This window comes from Shewanella sp. SM68, from assembly GCF_025653925.1.
Taxonomy (GTDB): Bacteria; Pseudomonadota; Gammaproteobacteria; order Enterobacterales; family Shewanellaceae; genus Shewanella; species Shewanella oncorhynchi.
In genome coordinates this window covers 50,510-65,505 of sequence record NZ_JAKKRU010000012.1, presented here as the reverse complement: position 1 = coordinate 65,505, position 14,996 = coordinate 50,510, and the positions used below count along the sequence as shown (strand labels likewise).

The window sequence follows — 14,996 nt, the reverse complement described above, 5'->3', positions numbered from 1 at the left end:
GAGTTCGACCCTATTGTGGCAAAAATACTTGCCATTGGCATTATGTGTGACCCAATGCGGATTGTTTTATCCTGTCTCTGAGGCCGTGTGAAAAGTTGAACCAAGCGTGTTAGCGAGTTTTTTATTTGCTTAGACCTTTAGATATGCGCGCCCCTCTTGACTTTATTCCTGTCGCTCCCTAGTCTGCTTGTTCAGTAATCAAGGTGGTATGCGATGGAAATAACTTACAATTTAAAACCTGCGTCCGAGCGCCGTACTGAGCAATTCAAGCCCGAGGGGAATGTGGGCTTTGGTAGCCTCAGAACCGATCATATGTTTTTGATGGATTATCATGATGGACAATGGTGCGATCCGCGCATCGTTCCTTATGGACCATTTGAAATGGCACCGGGTGCAATGGCGTTGCATTATGGCCAGTCGATCTTCGAAGGCGCTAAAGCCTTTATGCATGAAGACGGCGAGATTTATACTTTCCGTATTAATAAGAATGCCGAGCGGATGAATCGCTCCGCCGATATCGTCTGTATTCCCAATATCGATGAACAAATGCAGATGGATGCGATCAATGCGTTGATCGATGTCGATCGCCTCTGGTTCCCGATGCAAGAAGGCGCGTGTCTGTATATTCGTCCTTTTATTTTTGCGACCGAAGACCGCCTCTCTGTGAGCCCAAGTTCGCGTTATACCTTCTGTGTCGTGTTAAGCCCAAGTGGCGCTTATTACGCGGCTGGCGTGAACAAAGGCATACGCTTACTGATCAGCAAAACTTTCCATCGTGCTGTATCGGGTGGCACTGGCGCCTCAAAAGCCGCGGGTAACTATGCTGCTTCGTTGCGTGCGGGTAAAGCAGCGGCAGCCTTTGGTGCATCGCAAGTGTTATATCTCGATTCGACCAATCAACAGATTGAAGAAGCGGGCGCGATGAACCATTTCCACATTCTGAAAGATGGCACTGTGATTATTCCAACCTTCACAGATACTATTTTGAAGTCGATCACCTCGCAATCCATTATGGAATTGGGTGAGGTGCTCGGTTGTGAAGTGCGCCAAGAGACTGTCATGCTTGATAAATTTATCGCTGATATTGAATCAGGTGAAATTATCGAGGCGGGTGGTTTTGGGACGGCGGCCGTGGTTTCTGCTGTGGGCTCCTACATTTTTGAAGATGGCCATGTTGTCACTGTCGGTAATGGTGAAGTGGGCGAGCATGTTCAGCGCATCTATAAACTGTATACCGAAATCCAAAAGGGCCATATTAAAGGTCCTGAAGGCTGGGTTAAGCGTGTTGAACGTTTAGCAAAGTAAGGAATTTGTGGTGATGTTTAAAGGCTCCTAGGAGCCTTTTTTATTGGCTGTTTTTGTCGATAATGCCTTAAATCAAAGTGGCTGTGGCTTAGATTGATTTTTGAGTAAGGTTAAGCAATCTTCGGCATTTAAGGGTTTACTGAGTAAGAAACCTTGTACTTGATCGCAACCCTGCATCGCCAAGAAGTTGAGCTGTTCTTGGGTCTCTACGCCTTCGGCGACTACGTTCAAATCTAAACTGTGGGCGAGGGCGATAATGGCGCTGGTGATGGCCGCATCATCGGGATCATTGGTGATGTCTCTGACGAACTCTCGATCAATTTTCAGTGTGTCTATCGGGAAGCGTTTGAGATAGCTTAGGCTCGAATAACCCGTACCAAAATCATCCACGGCTATGGTCAATCCTAGGGCCTTGAGTTTAGATAAGATGCTGACCGATTCCTGCGGATTGCCCATGATCATTGATTCAGTAAGCTCAAGCTCAAGGGATTGAGCCGGGAGACCTGATACGGCTAAAGCAACTTCGATGGTGGAGATAATGTCCGCTTTCAGTTGGCGAGCCGATAGGTTGACGGCGATAGTGATCCCGTTAAATCCTAGGCTATTCCATTCGGCTAATTGCTGGCAGGCGTGGTTGATCACCCAATGGCCAATTTGAGTGATGATACCCGTTTCTTCCGCCAGTGGAATAAATTCCACAGGTGAAATAGGACCAAGTTCAGTGTGATACCAACGCAAAAGTGCTTCCAGTCCTGTGAGTGAACCATCTCGTAAACAGAATTTAGGTTGATAAACCAAGCTTAGTTCTTTGCGTTGGATAGCTTCCTTTAAACCACTTTCGAGTTGTACATGACGGGTGGCGATTTCATTCAACTTAGAGGTATAAAACTGGAAGTTATTTCGACCTGATGATTTTGCGTGGTACATGGCGGTATCGGCAAATTTAATCAGTGAGTCGGCATTGTCCGCATCGTTAGGGTATAAGCTGATACCTATTGAGGTCGAAATGGTCAGCGTTTTATCGTCCAATAGGAAGGGCGTTTGGAATGCTCTGAGTACTTTTTCTGAGATCAGGGTTGCGGCTTTTGTTTTCGCAACACCTTCTAAAATAATAGTAAATTCATCGCCACCTAAGCGTGCGACAGTATCGCCATCACGCACTGCATTTTGCAGTCGTCTTGCCACGGCTTTTAGTAATAAATCTCCGACATGATGACCCATAGAGTCGTTGATATGTTTAAAGCGGTCGAGGTCTAAGAACAGCAAGGCAACGATATTATTCGCTCTGTGCGCTTGAGTAATCGCGTGATTGAGCCTGTCTTGAAATAAGGTTCGGTTCGGTAAGCCAGTTAATGTGTCGAAGCTGGCGAGAAAACGCAGATCTTCTTCGGCTTTTTTCCGCTCTGTGATGTCGGTAAATACTGCAACGAAGTGACTGGTTTCGCCTTTAATATCGATCACTTGGTTGATTTCAAGCCAGACTAAAATGGCCTGACGTTGTTTATTGCGGATCCACAGTTCTCCGACCCAATGTTTGTGACGCAGTAGCTGTTGTTCAATCGTATTGAACAACTCCCGCTGTTGGCGACTAAAGGCTAAGTGAATGAAATGCCTGTCGGTTATTTGGCGTTCTGTGTACCCTGTAATGGCACAAAATGCAGGGTTGACCGAACGAATTCGATAGTTTAATCCTCCCACTACAACGGCTTCGTTCATACTGTTGAGCACTTGTGATGACAGTACCAACTCGTTTTCAATCAGTTTGCGCGAGGTAATGTTACGGTTGGTCCCTGTCATGCGGATCGGATTATCTAGGCTATCTTTTTCCACCACTTTACCGCGGTCTAAAATCCATACCCAATTACCGGGGGAGCGTTCGACTCGGTACTCTGCTTCGAAGAAAGGCGAACGACCTTGAAGGTGTTCGTTAAGCTCAAATTTGAATCTTTCCCTATCCTCTGAGTGCATGCTCTCATGGGCTATATTGCTGCTATTCCAATGGGGGACTGAAGAATCCATATTGGTACGATAGACGCGATTTTCTGGTATGTTCCAGTCCCACATGCCATCGCCAGAGGCCCAAAGTGCAAGTTTGAGTCGCTCCTCTGAGGCGCGGATACTGGTTTCAAATTCGCGCTGTTGCTGGCGTTTTCTTTTACGCCAGATAATGATCCAAGCCAACAGCCATAGAGAGAGCAAGCTATAGAGGGCGTAGGCGAACTGAGTTCGATAGAAGGGCGCTTGTACATGAAGATCGACAGAAAGGGCGTAGTCACCTTGAGTGTTGTATTGCAGCCCATGGCGAACATGCAGTTGGTAGTGACCAGGATTAATATTGGTGAAGGTGATTTCATTACCTGTGGGGAGCTCATGCCACTCGTTATCAAATCCCTCAAGAAAATAGCTGAAGCGGTTTTTACCCGTATAGCTGAAATCCAATGAGGTCACCTCAAAACTGATCAGCTGATCGCTATAGTCCATTACTATGCTAGGTGGATGGCTCAAATCGAGAATAGTGTGCCCTTTACCCGCAATACTATAGCCAGTGAGTGCGACTTTAACATCGGGTCGTTGATCTGGAATTGACTTTGGATTGAAACGATTTATGCCATTAATGCCACCAAACCAGAGATCGCCATCGCTGTCTTCAAGTTTTACGCCACCGTTAAACTCCAGTGCTTGTAGCCCTTCTTGCTCATTAAATATGATGACACGATTGGTTTTAGGATTGAGCTTTCCTATCCCCGCATTACTACTAAACCAAATGTTGTGTTCTTGATCCTCGAGTAAGGCATAGATGGTATCACTTGGTAATCCCTGATTGCGGGTATAGTGGCTAAAACCTGCATCAGTCTCTTGAGACGGTAACTTGCTGATCCCACCATGGGTGGCAAACCATACCTCGCCCGATTTTGTGACTAAAATATCGCGGACACGGTTGTTGATCAGGCTGTTTTTGTCTGAGGATTGATGGAAGTAGGATTTACCTGTGCCTGTTTTCATATCCAGTTTAAGCAGGCCATCGAGTGTACCTATCCATAGCGTATCTTTGTGTGTTCTGAGGATTAAAAACTGGTTTTGTGCCGGATAGAAATTATCAATATGTGCCAATGAGATAAAAGTAAATTCATCGGTATCTATCGCCTTACGGTAGAGGGCATTGGTTGTTGCCACCCAGAGGCGACCTTGCTCATCAATATCTAAACTACGGATATAATTGGTTTCTGAGCCTTGATCAGTGCGTTCTGTCACCTTGAGTAACTGGAATTGGCCATCTAGCGCCAGTCGACCTAACCCATAGTTAGTGGCAAACCAAAGCACGCCATTTTTGTCTTGGTCTATATCTCGCAGGATAAGATTCAAGTTGCGTTGATGCATCCCTAAGGCGTTAGCAAAGAACTCCGTGTAGTGTTCATATTTTCCATTGGCCAACATGCGTTTAAGCCCAGCACCTTCGGTGCCTATCCATAGCGCATTATCTTGGCTGCGGAACAAGGTGCGAATGTTGTTACTTTGTTGCGACAGGTTAGGGGTGGATTCGTAAATATGCTGAAAATACTGACGACGGGTATTAATTTTATCCAGACCAGAATAACTGGCACCTAACCATAAATTGCCAAAGGGATCTTGCAGTAAGCTCAGTATGTTATTTTCACTAATACTGTTGGTACGCTTAGGATCATACCTGTGGTAAGTCGCAGTAAATGCCTTATCGTTTCTCTCGAGTTGAATAAGACCGGCTTCTGGCCCAACAACCCAAAAGTCACCCTGCTCAGTTTGGATAAAATCTTTAATGTAAGGCACATTATCGTCTGTCTGCCAGAGGATTTCGCCCTGTTGTGAGGCCAAGTTGTAATGCCATAATTGCTCTCCCAGAGCTAAAGTGATCGCATTAGCGGAATGTGCCCTAATTTGATGTGCAGTGAGATTCTGCGGGACATTTAAGCGAGTGATAGTATTGGCACTGACAGCAAAGGTGCCGCTATCTTGTGTTCCTGCCAGAAGGTAAGTGTCTTCAACATTGGCTAAGCTGGTGATGTGGGGTTGAACACTATTACCTAAGTTTACTTGGGTAATGCGTTTGGTTTTGGTCGATAGGGAAAATAGTCCTGCTTTAGTACCAATCCAGAGTGTATTGCCTACAACGCTGAGTTTGGTTGTGCGCGGATCGGTAAGCCCTTGTTCTTGGCCAAAGTGTTCAAATGTCCCTGTGCTCAAATCGAGTCGATTTACCCCTTGGCTGAAAGTCGAAACCCAGATATTACCTTCTGAGTCTTGAATAATGTCAGAGACATAGCTCTCAGAAATACTCCTCGGATCATTGGGTGAATGGGGGAAAATATTGAAGCTGTGACCGTTATAAGCATGCAAACCATCTTGAGTGCCAATCCATAACATACCTGCATTGTCCATAAACAGGCTAGTAATCGTATTTTGGGTAAGGCCATCTTCACTGCGAATATGTTCAAATTTGAGCTGTGTAGAAGCCGCGCTCAATGGTTGAGCTAATCCATTGCACGAGATCCCCCACAAACTTAGGATAAAAAGCGTACTTAACATTAGCTTGTGGATTAGTTGACTCAAATTTTCCCCTACCAAAAACGGACCCATCCTGATTAGGTTTCTATTTAGTTTAGTTCTTAGCCTAGACCTTACATGCCATTTTGCTGTAAAAATGCGACTTAAATTGCTGACTTGGTTTAAAAATAACCAAAATCGATGGGCGCGATTCTGTAATAGATCATGCAATATATTAACTGTACCGTTTTACTACCAATATTCTTTTTATGACGAGTTTGTATTCTGGCGTTTTTGCTAAAGGATCTTAGCATTGTTTCAGGTATGTCAACATATCATGCTAAGACAAATACGGGCGAAGCAGATTAAAATGATGGGCGAGAATAGAAAAAAGACCTTGCCGGAAGGGGGAGAAGCAAGGTCTTTGGTTGAACTGTTTACTTAGATAAAATTACGCAGCGGGCACCCGCACAAAACCTTCCATCAGTACGCGAGCGCTGCGGCTCATAATGGCTTTGATGACCGTCCATTCACCGTTGACCATTGACGCCTCAGCGCCAACGCGCAAGGTGCCAGAGGGATGGCCAAAACGTACTGCATCAATTTTATCCTTAGTATCTCCGCCTGCGGCTAAGTTGACTAAGGTGCCGGGAATTGCCGCCGCTGTACCAATCGCAACGGCAGCCGTGCCCATCATAGCGTGGTGCAGTTTGCCCATAGACAAGGCGCGTACCAGTAGGTCAATTTCATCTGCATTGACGGTTTTACCGCTCGATGACACATAGGCTTTAGGCTTAGCGACAAAGGCGATCTTAGGCGTGTGTTGGCGTGCAACTGCTTCATCAATATGCGAAATCAAGCCCATACGCACGGCGCCATAGGCGCGAATGGTTTCAAATTTGGCAAGGGCGGCATTGTCACTATTAATATCATCCTGTAGCTCAGTGCCTGTGTAGCCTAAGTCTTCTGCGTTGATAAAAATGGTGGGAATGCCCGCGTTGATCATAGTAGCGTTAAAGCTGCCAATGCCCGGCACTTCTAGCACATCGACAACATTACCCGTAGGGAACATGCTGCCACCGCCGCCATCCTCGTCAGCAGCCGGATTCATAAATTCGATTTGCACTTCGGCGGCAGGAAAGGTCACACCATCGAGCTCAAAATCACCGGTTTCTTGCACTTCACCCTTGGTGATTGGCACATGGGCGATAATCGTTTTGCCTATGTTGGCTTGCCATATTCGGACTGTGCAGATGCCATTGTGTGGAATGCGGGCCGTATCAATTAAGCCATTGCTGATGGCAAAGGCACCGACAGCGGCGGTCAAGTTGCCACAGTTACCGCTCCAATCGACAAAAGGTTTATCGATCGCCACTTGGCCGAAGAGGTAATCGACATCGTGATCGGTTTGGGTGCTAGGGGAGAGGATTACAGTTTTGCTGGTGCTCGAGGTGGCTCCGCCCATGCCATCGATTTGTTTACCGTAAGCGTCTGGGCTGCCTATCACTCGCAGTAACAAGGCATCACGTGCGGGACCTGCAACTTGTGCGGCTTTAGGTAAATCCTGCAGACGGAAAAACACGCCCTTGCTGGTGCCGCCGCGCATATAAGTCGCGGCGACTTTGATTTGTGGCGGGAAAAAATTCTTACTCATGCTATTAACTCCAAGGGGAATAGCGATACAGGTTAGCGTTGCTATCAAAGGTGGCGATTCACGTGTGGAGTCGCCACCTGTTGAAAGCGAGTTTTACTTCAGATTCGACTCTAAAAAGTCCTGAGCAAAACGCTGCAATACGCCGCCCGCCTCGTAGATAGACACTTCTTCGGCGGTATCGAGACGACACGTTACTGGCACTTCGATGCGCTCACCGTTTTTACGGGTGATAACGACAGTTAAGTCCGCTCTTGGCGCTGGCGTGCCGAGGACATCGAACACTTCTGTGCCGTCTATACCGTAGGTGGCGCGGTTGTCACCGGCTTTAAATTCTAGCGGCAACACGCCCATACCGACTAAGTTAGTGCGGTGAATACGCTCGAAACCTTCGGCAACAATGGCCTCAACCCCCGCTAAACGCACGCCTTTGGCTGCCCAGTCGCGGGACGAACCTTGGCCGTAATCTGCGCCCGCTATGATGATCAGCGGCTGCTTACGTTCCATATAGGTTTCAATCGCTTCCCACATACGGGTCACTTGACCTTCTGGCTCGATACGCGTCAGTGAGCCTTGTTGCACTTTGCCATCAACCAGCGCCATTTCGTTTTTAAGCTTAGGATTGGCAAAGGTTGCGCGCTGGGCGGTTAAGTGATCCCCCCTGTGGGTGGCGTAGGAATTAAAGTCTTCCTCCGGCAAGCCCATTTTGTGTAGGTATTCGCCCGCGGCGCTGTCCATCATAATGGCGTTAGAAGGCGATAAATGGTCTGTGGTGATGTTGTCACCCAGCACCGCCAGTGGTCGCATACCCTTGAGTGCGCGTTCACCCGCCAATGCGCCTTCCCAGTAAGGTGGGCGACGAATATAAGTAGATTGCGGACGCCAATCGTACAGCGGGCTGATTTTTTCGCCATAATCGACGGCTAAATCGAACATGGGCTCGTACACTTTACGGAACTGCTCAGGTTTAACACTAGTCGCAATCACGGCATCGATTTCTTCATCCGATGGCCAAATGTCGATAAGTTTTACTGGCTTACCGTCTTTATCTAATCCCAGCACATCCTTTTCAATATCGAAACGTATGGTGCCTGCAATCGCGTAGGCGACGACCAATGGCGGCGATGCTAAGAAGGCTTGTTTTGCATAAGGGTGAATACGGCCATCGAAGTTACGGTTACCCGATAACACAGCGGTGGCGTACAAGTCGCGGTCGATCACTTCTTTTTGAATCACAGGATCCAGCGCGCCGCTCATGCCGTTACACGTCGTGCAGGCAAAACCAACAATGCCAAAACCGAGTTGTTCAAGTTCAGGCAATAGCTTGGCTTCTTCCAAATACAACTGCACCGCTTTTGAGCCTGGTGCCAGTGAGGTTTTGACCCAAGGTTTGCGGCTTAAGCCTTTAGCGTTGGCGTTGCGGGCAATGAGACCTGCAGCAATCACGTTGCGTGGGTTACTGGTGTTAGTACAGCTGGTAATCGCCGCAATAATCACAGCACCATCGGGCATTAAGCCTGGCTCGTTTTCGACTACGCCGCTAATTCCGCGCTCAGCCAATTCTGATGTTGGCACCCGTGCATGTGGGTTTGATGGCCCTGCAATGGTGCGCACCACCGAAGATAAATCAAAATGCAGTACGCGTGGATAGTGTACTTCGGTCAAGCTGTCGGCCCACAAACCTGCGGTTTTGGCATAGGTTTCAACCAGTTTAACTTGCTCGGCTTCGCGGCCAGTTAAGGTCAAATAATCTAAGGTTTGCTGGTCGATGTAGAACATGGCCGCAGTGGCGCCAAATTCAGGTGTCATATTCGAAATCGTGGCGCGATCGCCTAATGTCAGCGCCGCTGCGCCCTTACCGAAGAACTCTAAATAAGAGGAGACGACTTTTTGTGCGCGTAGAAACTCGGTCAAGGCTAATACGATATCGGTAGCCGTAATGCCTGGCTGTGGTCTGCCCGTGAGCTCGACACCGATAATGTCCGGTAGACGCATATAGGATGCGCGCCCTAGCATGACGCTTTCGGCTTCTAAGCCACCGACACCTATGGCGATAACGCCGAGCGCATCAACGTGCGGCGTGTGGCTATCGGTGCCGACTAAGGTATCTGGGAAGGCCACGCCATTGCGTGAATGCACCACAGGCGACATACGTTCTAAGTTAATTTGGTGCATGATGCCGTTACCCTGAGGGATAACATCAATGTTTTTAAAGGCTTTTTGCGTCCAATCAATAAAGTGGAATCTGTCTTCGTTGCGTCTGTCTTCGATGGCGCGGTTTTTGGCGAAGGCGTCTTTATCAAAACCACCAAATTCGACAGCGAGTGAGTGATCCACAATTAATTGTGTTGGTACAACAGGGTTCACTTTGGCCGGATCGCCACCCTTAGCGGCAATAGCGTCACGCAGACCCGCAAGGTCAACTAAAGCGGTTTGCCCCAAAATGTCGTGGCACACCACGCGGGCAGGAAACCAAGGAAAATCCAGTTCTTGCTTAGATTCGATAATCTGTTTTAGCGAGTCGGTTAAAACGGCCGGATCGCAGCGACGGACTAAGTTTTCAGCTAAAACGCGCGAGGTGTAAGGTAGCTTGGCATACGAGCCAGCTTGAATGGCTTCTACGGCTTCGCGGGTATCGAAGTAATCGAGTTGAGTGCCGGGTAAGGGCTTGCGATATTGGGTATTCATAGCAGTGCTCATAACATCATCCATTTCGGAAAATGAAGTTGGCGCGAGACTTACATTGAGTGAAATCTCGCGCCAAGTGTGGTCAATTTTGCTTAACGGTTGGCAATCGGTACCACTTTGCGCGGCGCAACGCCCACATAATCGGCACTCGGGCGGATGATACGGTTGTTAGAGCGTTGCTCCATCACGTGCGCCGCCCAGCCTGTAACGCGTGAACACACGAAGATAGGCGTAAACAACTTAGTCGGAATATCCATGTAGTGGTACGCGCTGGCGTGGAAAAAATCTGCATTACAGAAGAGTTTTTTCTGTTCCCACATCAGGGCTTCACAGGCAACCGATACCCGGTATAGACGGTCGTCACCATTGGCGGCAGCCAGTTTTTCTGACCATTCTTTGATGATGGCATTACGTGGATCGCTGTCGCGGTAAATTGCGTGGCCGAAGCCCATGATCTTATCTTTACGCTCGAGTTTGCCCATTAAGATGTCGCGCGCATCGGCTTCATCTTTCATGTCTTGGATCAGTTCCATCGCCGCTTCGTTCGCGCCGCCATGCAGCGGACCGCGCAGTGAACCAATCGCCCCAGTGACGCATGAATGCATATCTGACAGGGTGGAAGCACATACGCGAGCGGTAAAGGTTGATGCGTTAAATTCATGTTCTGCATAAAGAATTAACGATACGTCCATCACTTTAGCATGCAGTGCCGACGGCGCTTTACCATGTAACAAGTGCAGGAAGTGTGCGCCAATTTGATCGTCATCGGTTTCAGTATCGATACGCACGCCATCGTGGCTAAAGCGATACCAGTAACAGATGATCGATGGGAATGCGGCGAGTAAACGGTCGGTAATTTCACTCTGTTCGCTAAAGCTGTGCTCGGCTTCTAAGTTACCTAGCATAGAGCAGCCAGTACGCATCACATCCATAGGATGAGTTTCAGCAGGAATGCGCTCTAATACTTCTTTTAATGCTTGTGGCAGACCGCGAAGGCCTTTGAGTTTGTTTTTGTAGGCATCAAGTTGGGCTTGAGTGGGCAGCTCGCCGTAAAGAATAAGGTAGGCGACTTCTTCGAAGGTGGCATTTTCACCGAGATCTTTCACATCATAACCGCGGTACGTTAGGCCCGAGCCTGACACGCCCACTGTGCTCAATGCGGTTTCGCCTGCGCTCTGGCCACGTAATCCTGCACCGCTTAGTTTTTTAGCTTCTGACATAATCCTTCCCTTCCGTTAACTCTGTATGATTATTGCTGGTGGATGAATGCACTTATTTTGAGTGTTCATTCGCCGACATTTATTGGTTAAGGCTGCACTTTTTATGTAACGTGTTTAACGTTAAATCTGCATTAACGCCAAACCCTATAGGGTTGCAGCTTTTCGGTTATTTATCTTGGCTGAACAGTTGATCTAACTTGTCTTCAAAGGCGTGGTAGCCCAAGTATTTATACAAGTCTTTACGGGTCTGCATAGTGTCTAGCACGTTGCGTTGATGACCATCATTCATCAGCGCTTGCATGACGTTCAATGCGGCTTGGTTGGCTGCACGGAAAGTACCGAGTGGGTAGAGCACCATGTCGGCACCCGCCTCGGCGAGTTCTTCTTTATTGAACAATTGGGTTTGACCAAATTCAGTCATGTTCGCCAAAATCGGTGCTTTAACTTGAGCCTTGAAGTGACGATATTGGTCTAGTTCTGTTAAGGCTTCGGCGAAGATCATGTCGGCACCGGCGGCGATATACGCTTGCGCGCGTTCAATACCCGCTTCTAAACCTTCCACGGCGACGGCATCGGTACGTGCCATGATCACAAAGTTAGGATCGGTACGGGCATCGACGGCCGCTTTAATGCGATCGACCATTTCTTCAATACTTACGACCGCTTTGTTGGGTCTATGGCCGCAACGCTTTTGCGACACTTGGTCTTCCATGTGCACAGCGGCTACGCCGATTTTTTCGAATTCTTTAATGGTACGAGCAATGTTGAATGCGCCGCCCCAGCCAGTATCGATATCGACCAATAAAGGCACCTGCGTGGCAGAGGTGATGCGGCCGGCATCAATCAGCACGTCATTCATTGAGGTCATGCCCAAGTCAGGCAAACCGTAGGAAGCATTGGCAACGCCAGCGCCCGAAAGATACAAGGCTTGGAAGCCTGTTTGTTCTGCCATTAAGGCAAAATAGGCATTGGTGGTGCCAACGATTTGTAACGGTTTGGCCTTAGCAAGAGCTTGGCGAAAACGTAATCCTGCGCTTTGGGTCATGGTTTTATCCTTTTCCATTTTATGGGAAGTGGGCATCGTGAGCCGTAAGAACTTAGCTAATGTTGGCTAAGGTTTCTTTTGCGGCTGCATTGGCTTGCAATTCAATTAAGCGTAATTCGGTATTTTTACGCCCCTGTTCGATATGGCGGCGCATCAGCAAACTGGCCAACTCACCATCGCGCTGGGCAATGGCTTCGACTATGCGTCTGTGTTCGGCAATCGCTTTCACGGGGCGATTTTTATTAGTGCACTGGTAGCGATACATACGTAGCAAGTGATACAGACCACCGACTAAGGTTTCCTGCAGATGCTTGTTACCGCTGGCTTGAATAATTTGGTAGTGGAAGTCGACATCGCCTTCCTCTTGGAAGTAAGTATCGCCCTTGGCGAGCGCCGCTTCTTGCGTTGCGAGCAGATCTTCTAGCTTGGCTAATTGTTCTGGGGTAATACGGCTGGCGGCGAGTTCGCAGGCCATGCCTTCAAGTACGCTACGTAGTTGATATAAATCGTTAAGTTCACTCACCGTCAGTTGGGCGACGCGGGCACCAACATGGGGCGCACGCACCACTAAACGTTGTCTTTCTAAGGTTTGCAGTGCTTCGCGGGTAGGGCCGCGGCTGATGCCGTATTTTTCGGCCAGTGCTTGCTCGTTAATCTTGCTGCCTGCAGGCAGTTCGCCCTTGATGATGCTGGTTTGGATCTGCACCAAAATTTGATCGGCTAATGTGGTCGACGTCTTATCTGCCGAGGTCGATTTGACCTTGTGCAGGTGGGGAACTTGAGTGTCATCAGAAACGAACGTCGTGTCTTGCTTCAACATAGAGCACATCACTATTAATAGGATTGTCGACAATGGGTAAAAAATAGCCCTCCCTTGGTGGATTGTCAACAATGTGTTTACTTAGACGTAAGTCTATATTTCAATGGATTTCTATTTTTATTATTGATTTTTATCATTTTATTTTAATTATCTCGTTGTTAATATTTTATGTTATGAATATTTAAATATTAAATTGTCAACAATGACGTGGTTTTAACCTTCCAACCTCGTTGCGGATGTTGATGGTTTTGGAGAAAATCGTCCAAATGCATTTGGCATGTTTATCCTTCGCGTTATGCTATGGGCGGAATGAGACATTTGGGGATGACAGTGGAAAAAGTGTTAGTGAGCAGTTGTTTACTCGGACAAGCGGTGCGCTACGACGGTGGCCATAACTTGATGGAGAGCGAGCTGGTGCAAACGTGGCTCGAGCAAGGGCGGATTGTGGCGATTTGTCCCGAATGTGCAGGCGGTTTGCCAACACCTAGACCGCCAGCGGAGCGGATTGGACAGCGCATCTTAACTGCCCAAGGTGAGGATGTGACCCACGCTTTTAGTCTGGGAGCCGATCTCGCGCTTAAGCTGGCGCAGCAACACGGGATTAAAGTGGCGATTTTAAAAGCCCGCAGTCCATCCTGTGGTAATAGGCAGATTTACGATGGTCAATTTGTAAAACAGTTAATTGCGGGACAAGGATTAACGGCTGAAAAACTCAGTGCCGCAGGAATAACCGTATTCAATGAATTGGAGTTATCCGCTGCAGCGGCATGCGTTGCTGAACTAGAGCAAAGCTAGAGACGAGCTAGCTTGCTTGAGTGTGATTGGGGCTGGTGGCCTTATTGTTCACACTTTGATGTGTTTGGAGTAAAGCATGAATTTGTTGATCTTTTTCCGCCCACACTTGGTTTAACCAGCGTTGGAATTCGACGCGGTACTCAGACTCAGAGAAATAACGTGCCGCATCTACCTGGGGCACGGGCAGGGCGTTAATTCGCACAATAATCTTACTGACCTTACCATTCATCACCCCAAACAGAATATCTTCAGGCGCATCTGGGTAGACGATTGTCATATCCAGCAGGTTAGTAAATTGTTCGCCCATGGCTGATAAGGTAAAGGCGATACCACCCGCTTTAGGACGTAACAAATGTTGATAAGGCGAGTTTTGGCGCTGATGTTTATCTTGGGTAAAACGGCTGCCTTCAACATAGTTAATGATTGACGTGGGCATATTGCTAAACTTGGCACAGGCGCGGCGTGTGGTCGCTAAATCTTTGCCCTTAAGCTTTGGATTCTTTTTAAGTTTTGCCGGGCTAGTCCTGTTCATGAAAGGCATATCCAGCGCCCAACAACCCAGTCCCATAATCGGCACATAGATTAGTTCTTTTTTGAGGAAGAACTTCAGCATAGGGATGTGGTTACGTAACACGTAAGTTTGCGCGGCGATATCGAATCCACTGAGGTGGTTGCTGATCAGTAAATACCAGCTGTTTTTATCGAGTCCTTCGAGCCCTTTGACATCCCACTCAATTTTAGCGATCAAATACAAAATGCCACCGTTGCAGCAGGCCCAAGCCCACATAAAACGGTTCATGACCGTAGTCACCGCATTGCGCGCACCTTGTGCTGGCATCACAAGTTTCACTAATCCGCCAATGCTGATAAGCGAGCCCCAAACGGCGGTATTAATGATCAGCAAGCTTAAGCTCAGCATAAACAACACTGAACCAGGCAGGAAATTCAACATAG

At 48.0% G+C, this 14,996-nt stretch carries 9 protein-coding genes; 2 read left to right on the top strand and 7 right to left on the bottom strand.

Annotated elements, in window-relative coordinates; translation table 11 throughout:
• The first annotated feature begins 213 nt into the window (after positions 1-213).
• Positions 214-1,305, top strand: coding sequence for a branched-chain amino acid aminotransferase (locus tag L5M40_RS17955; RefSeq protein ID WP_263177008.1), 1,092 nt, complete (start codon positions 214-216; stop codon positions 1,303-1,305).
• 72 nt (positions 1,306-1,377) lie between these two features.
• Here the strand turns inward: L5M40_RS17955 and L5M40_RS17950 are convergent, their stop codons facing one another.
• The 6 genes from L5M40_RS17950 to L5M40_RS17925 all read right to left on the bottom strand — a co-directional run bounded on the left by L5M40_RS17950 (position 1,378) and on the right by L5M40_RS17925 (position 13,247).
• Positions 1,378-5,904, bottom strand: a complete 4,527-nt coding sequence (locus L5M40_RS17950; protein WP_263257030.1) for an EAL domain-containing protein — start codon at positions 5,902-5,904, stop codon at positions 1,378-1,380.
• A gap of 370 nt (positions 5,905-6,274) precedes the next feature.
• Positions 6,275-7,477, bottom strand: a complete 1,203-nt coding sequence (prpF, locus tag L5M40_RS17945; RefSeq protein ID WP_263256998.1) for a 2-methylaconitate cis-trans isomerase PrpF — start codon at positions 7,475-7,477, stop codon at positions 6,275-6,277.
• Between the two features lie 93 nt (positions 7,478-7,570).
• Positions 7,571-10,174 (bottom strand): Fe/S-dependent 2-methylisocitrate dehydratase AcnD, encoded by a 2,604-nt coding sequence (acnD, locus tag L5M40_RS17940; RefSeq protein ID WP_263256996.1) that lies wholly within the window; start codon positions 10,172-10,174, stop codon positions 7,571-7,573.
• A gap of 80 nt (positions 10,175-10,254) precedes the next feature.
• Complete coding sequence (gene prpC / locus L5M40_RS17935; RefSeq protein WP_173248017.1) at positions 10,255-11,382, bottom strand: 2-methylcitrate synthase; 1,128 nt, start codon at positions 11,380-11,382, stop codon at positions 10,255-10,257.
• 166 nt (positions 11,383-11,548) lie between these two features.
• Complete coding sequence (gene prpB, locus L5M40_RS17930) at positions 11,549-12,427, bottom strand: methylisocitrate lyase (protein WP_006084450.1); 879 nt, start codon at positions 12,425-12,427, stop codon at positions 11,549-11,551.
• Between the two features lie 52 nt (positions 12,428-12,479).
• The gene (locus L5M40_RS17925) at positions 12,480-13,247 is read right to left on the bottom strand and encodes a GntR family transcriptional regulator (protein WP_006084449.1); all 768 of its coding nucleotides are present in this window, start codon (positions 13,245-13,247) and stop codon (positions 12,480-12,482) included.
• A gap of 300 nt (positions 13,248-13,547) precedes the next feature.
• On the opposite strand from L5M40_RS17925, the gene L5M40_RS17920 reads away from it, so the two are divergent.
• Positions 13,548-14,042, top strand: a complete 495-nt coding sequence (locus tag L5M40_RS17920; protein WP_113941620.1) for a DUF523 domain-containing protein — start codon at positions 13,548-13,550, stop codon at positions 14,040-14,042.
• A 7-nt stretch (positions 14,043-14,049) separates the two neighbouring features.
• On the opposite strand, the gene L5M40_RS17915 is transcribed toward L5M40_RS17920, so the two are convergent.
• On the bottom strand, positions 14,050-14,994 hold the full coding sequence (locus tag L5M40_RS17915) for an acyltransferase (RefSeq protein WP_263256994.1): 945 nt from the start codon (positions 14,992-14,994) through the stop codon (positions 14,050-14,052).
• Positions 14,995-14,996: the final 2 nt, after the last annotated feature.

Excerpts from the sequence above, each read along its gene's own strand:
- L5M40_RS17955 (WP_263177008.1), top strand. The coding sequence starts at position 214 with ATGGAAATAACTTACAATTTAAAACCTGCGTCCGAGCGCCGTACTGAG.
- prpF (WP_263256998.1), bottom strand. The coding sequence starts at position 7,477 with ATGAGTAAGAATTTTTTCCCGCCACAAATCAAAGTCGCCGCGACTTAT.
- acnD (WP_263256996.1), bottom strand. The coding sequence starts at position 10,174 with ATGAGCACTGCTATGAATACCCAATATCGCAAGCCCTTACCCGGCACT.
- prpC (WP_173248017.1), bottom strand. The coding sequence starts at position 11,382 with ATGTCAGAAGCTAAAAAACTAAGCGGTGCAGGATTACGTGGCCAGAGC.
- prpB (WP_006084450.1), bottom strand. The coding sequence starts at position 12,427 with ATGACCCAAAGCGCAGGATTACGTTTTCGCCAAGCTCTTGCTAAGGCC.
- L5M40_RS17925 (WP_006084449.1), bottom strand. The coding sequence starts at position 13,247 with ATGTTGAAGCAAGACACGACGTTCGTTTCTGATGACACTCAAGTTCCC.
- L5M40_RS17920 (WP_113941620.1), top strand. The coding sequence starts at position 13,548 with ATGGGCGGAATGAGACATTTGGGGATGACAGTGGAAAAAGTGTTAGTG.
- L5M40_RS17915 (WP_263256994.1), bottom strand. The coding sequence starts at position 14,994 with ATGTTGAATTTCCTGCCTGGTTCAGTGTTGTTTATGCTGAGCTTAAGC.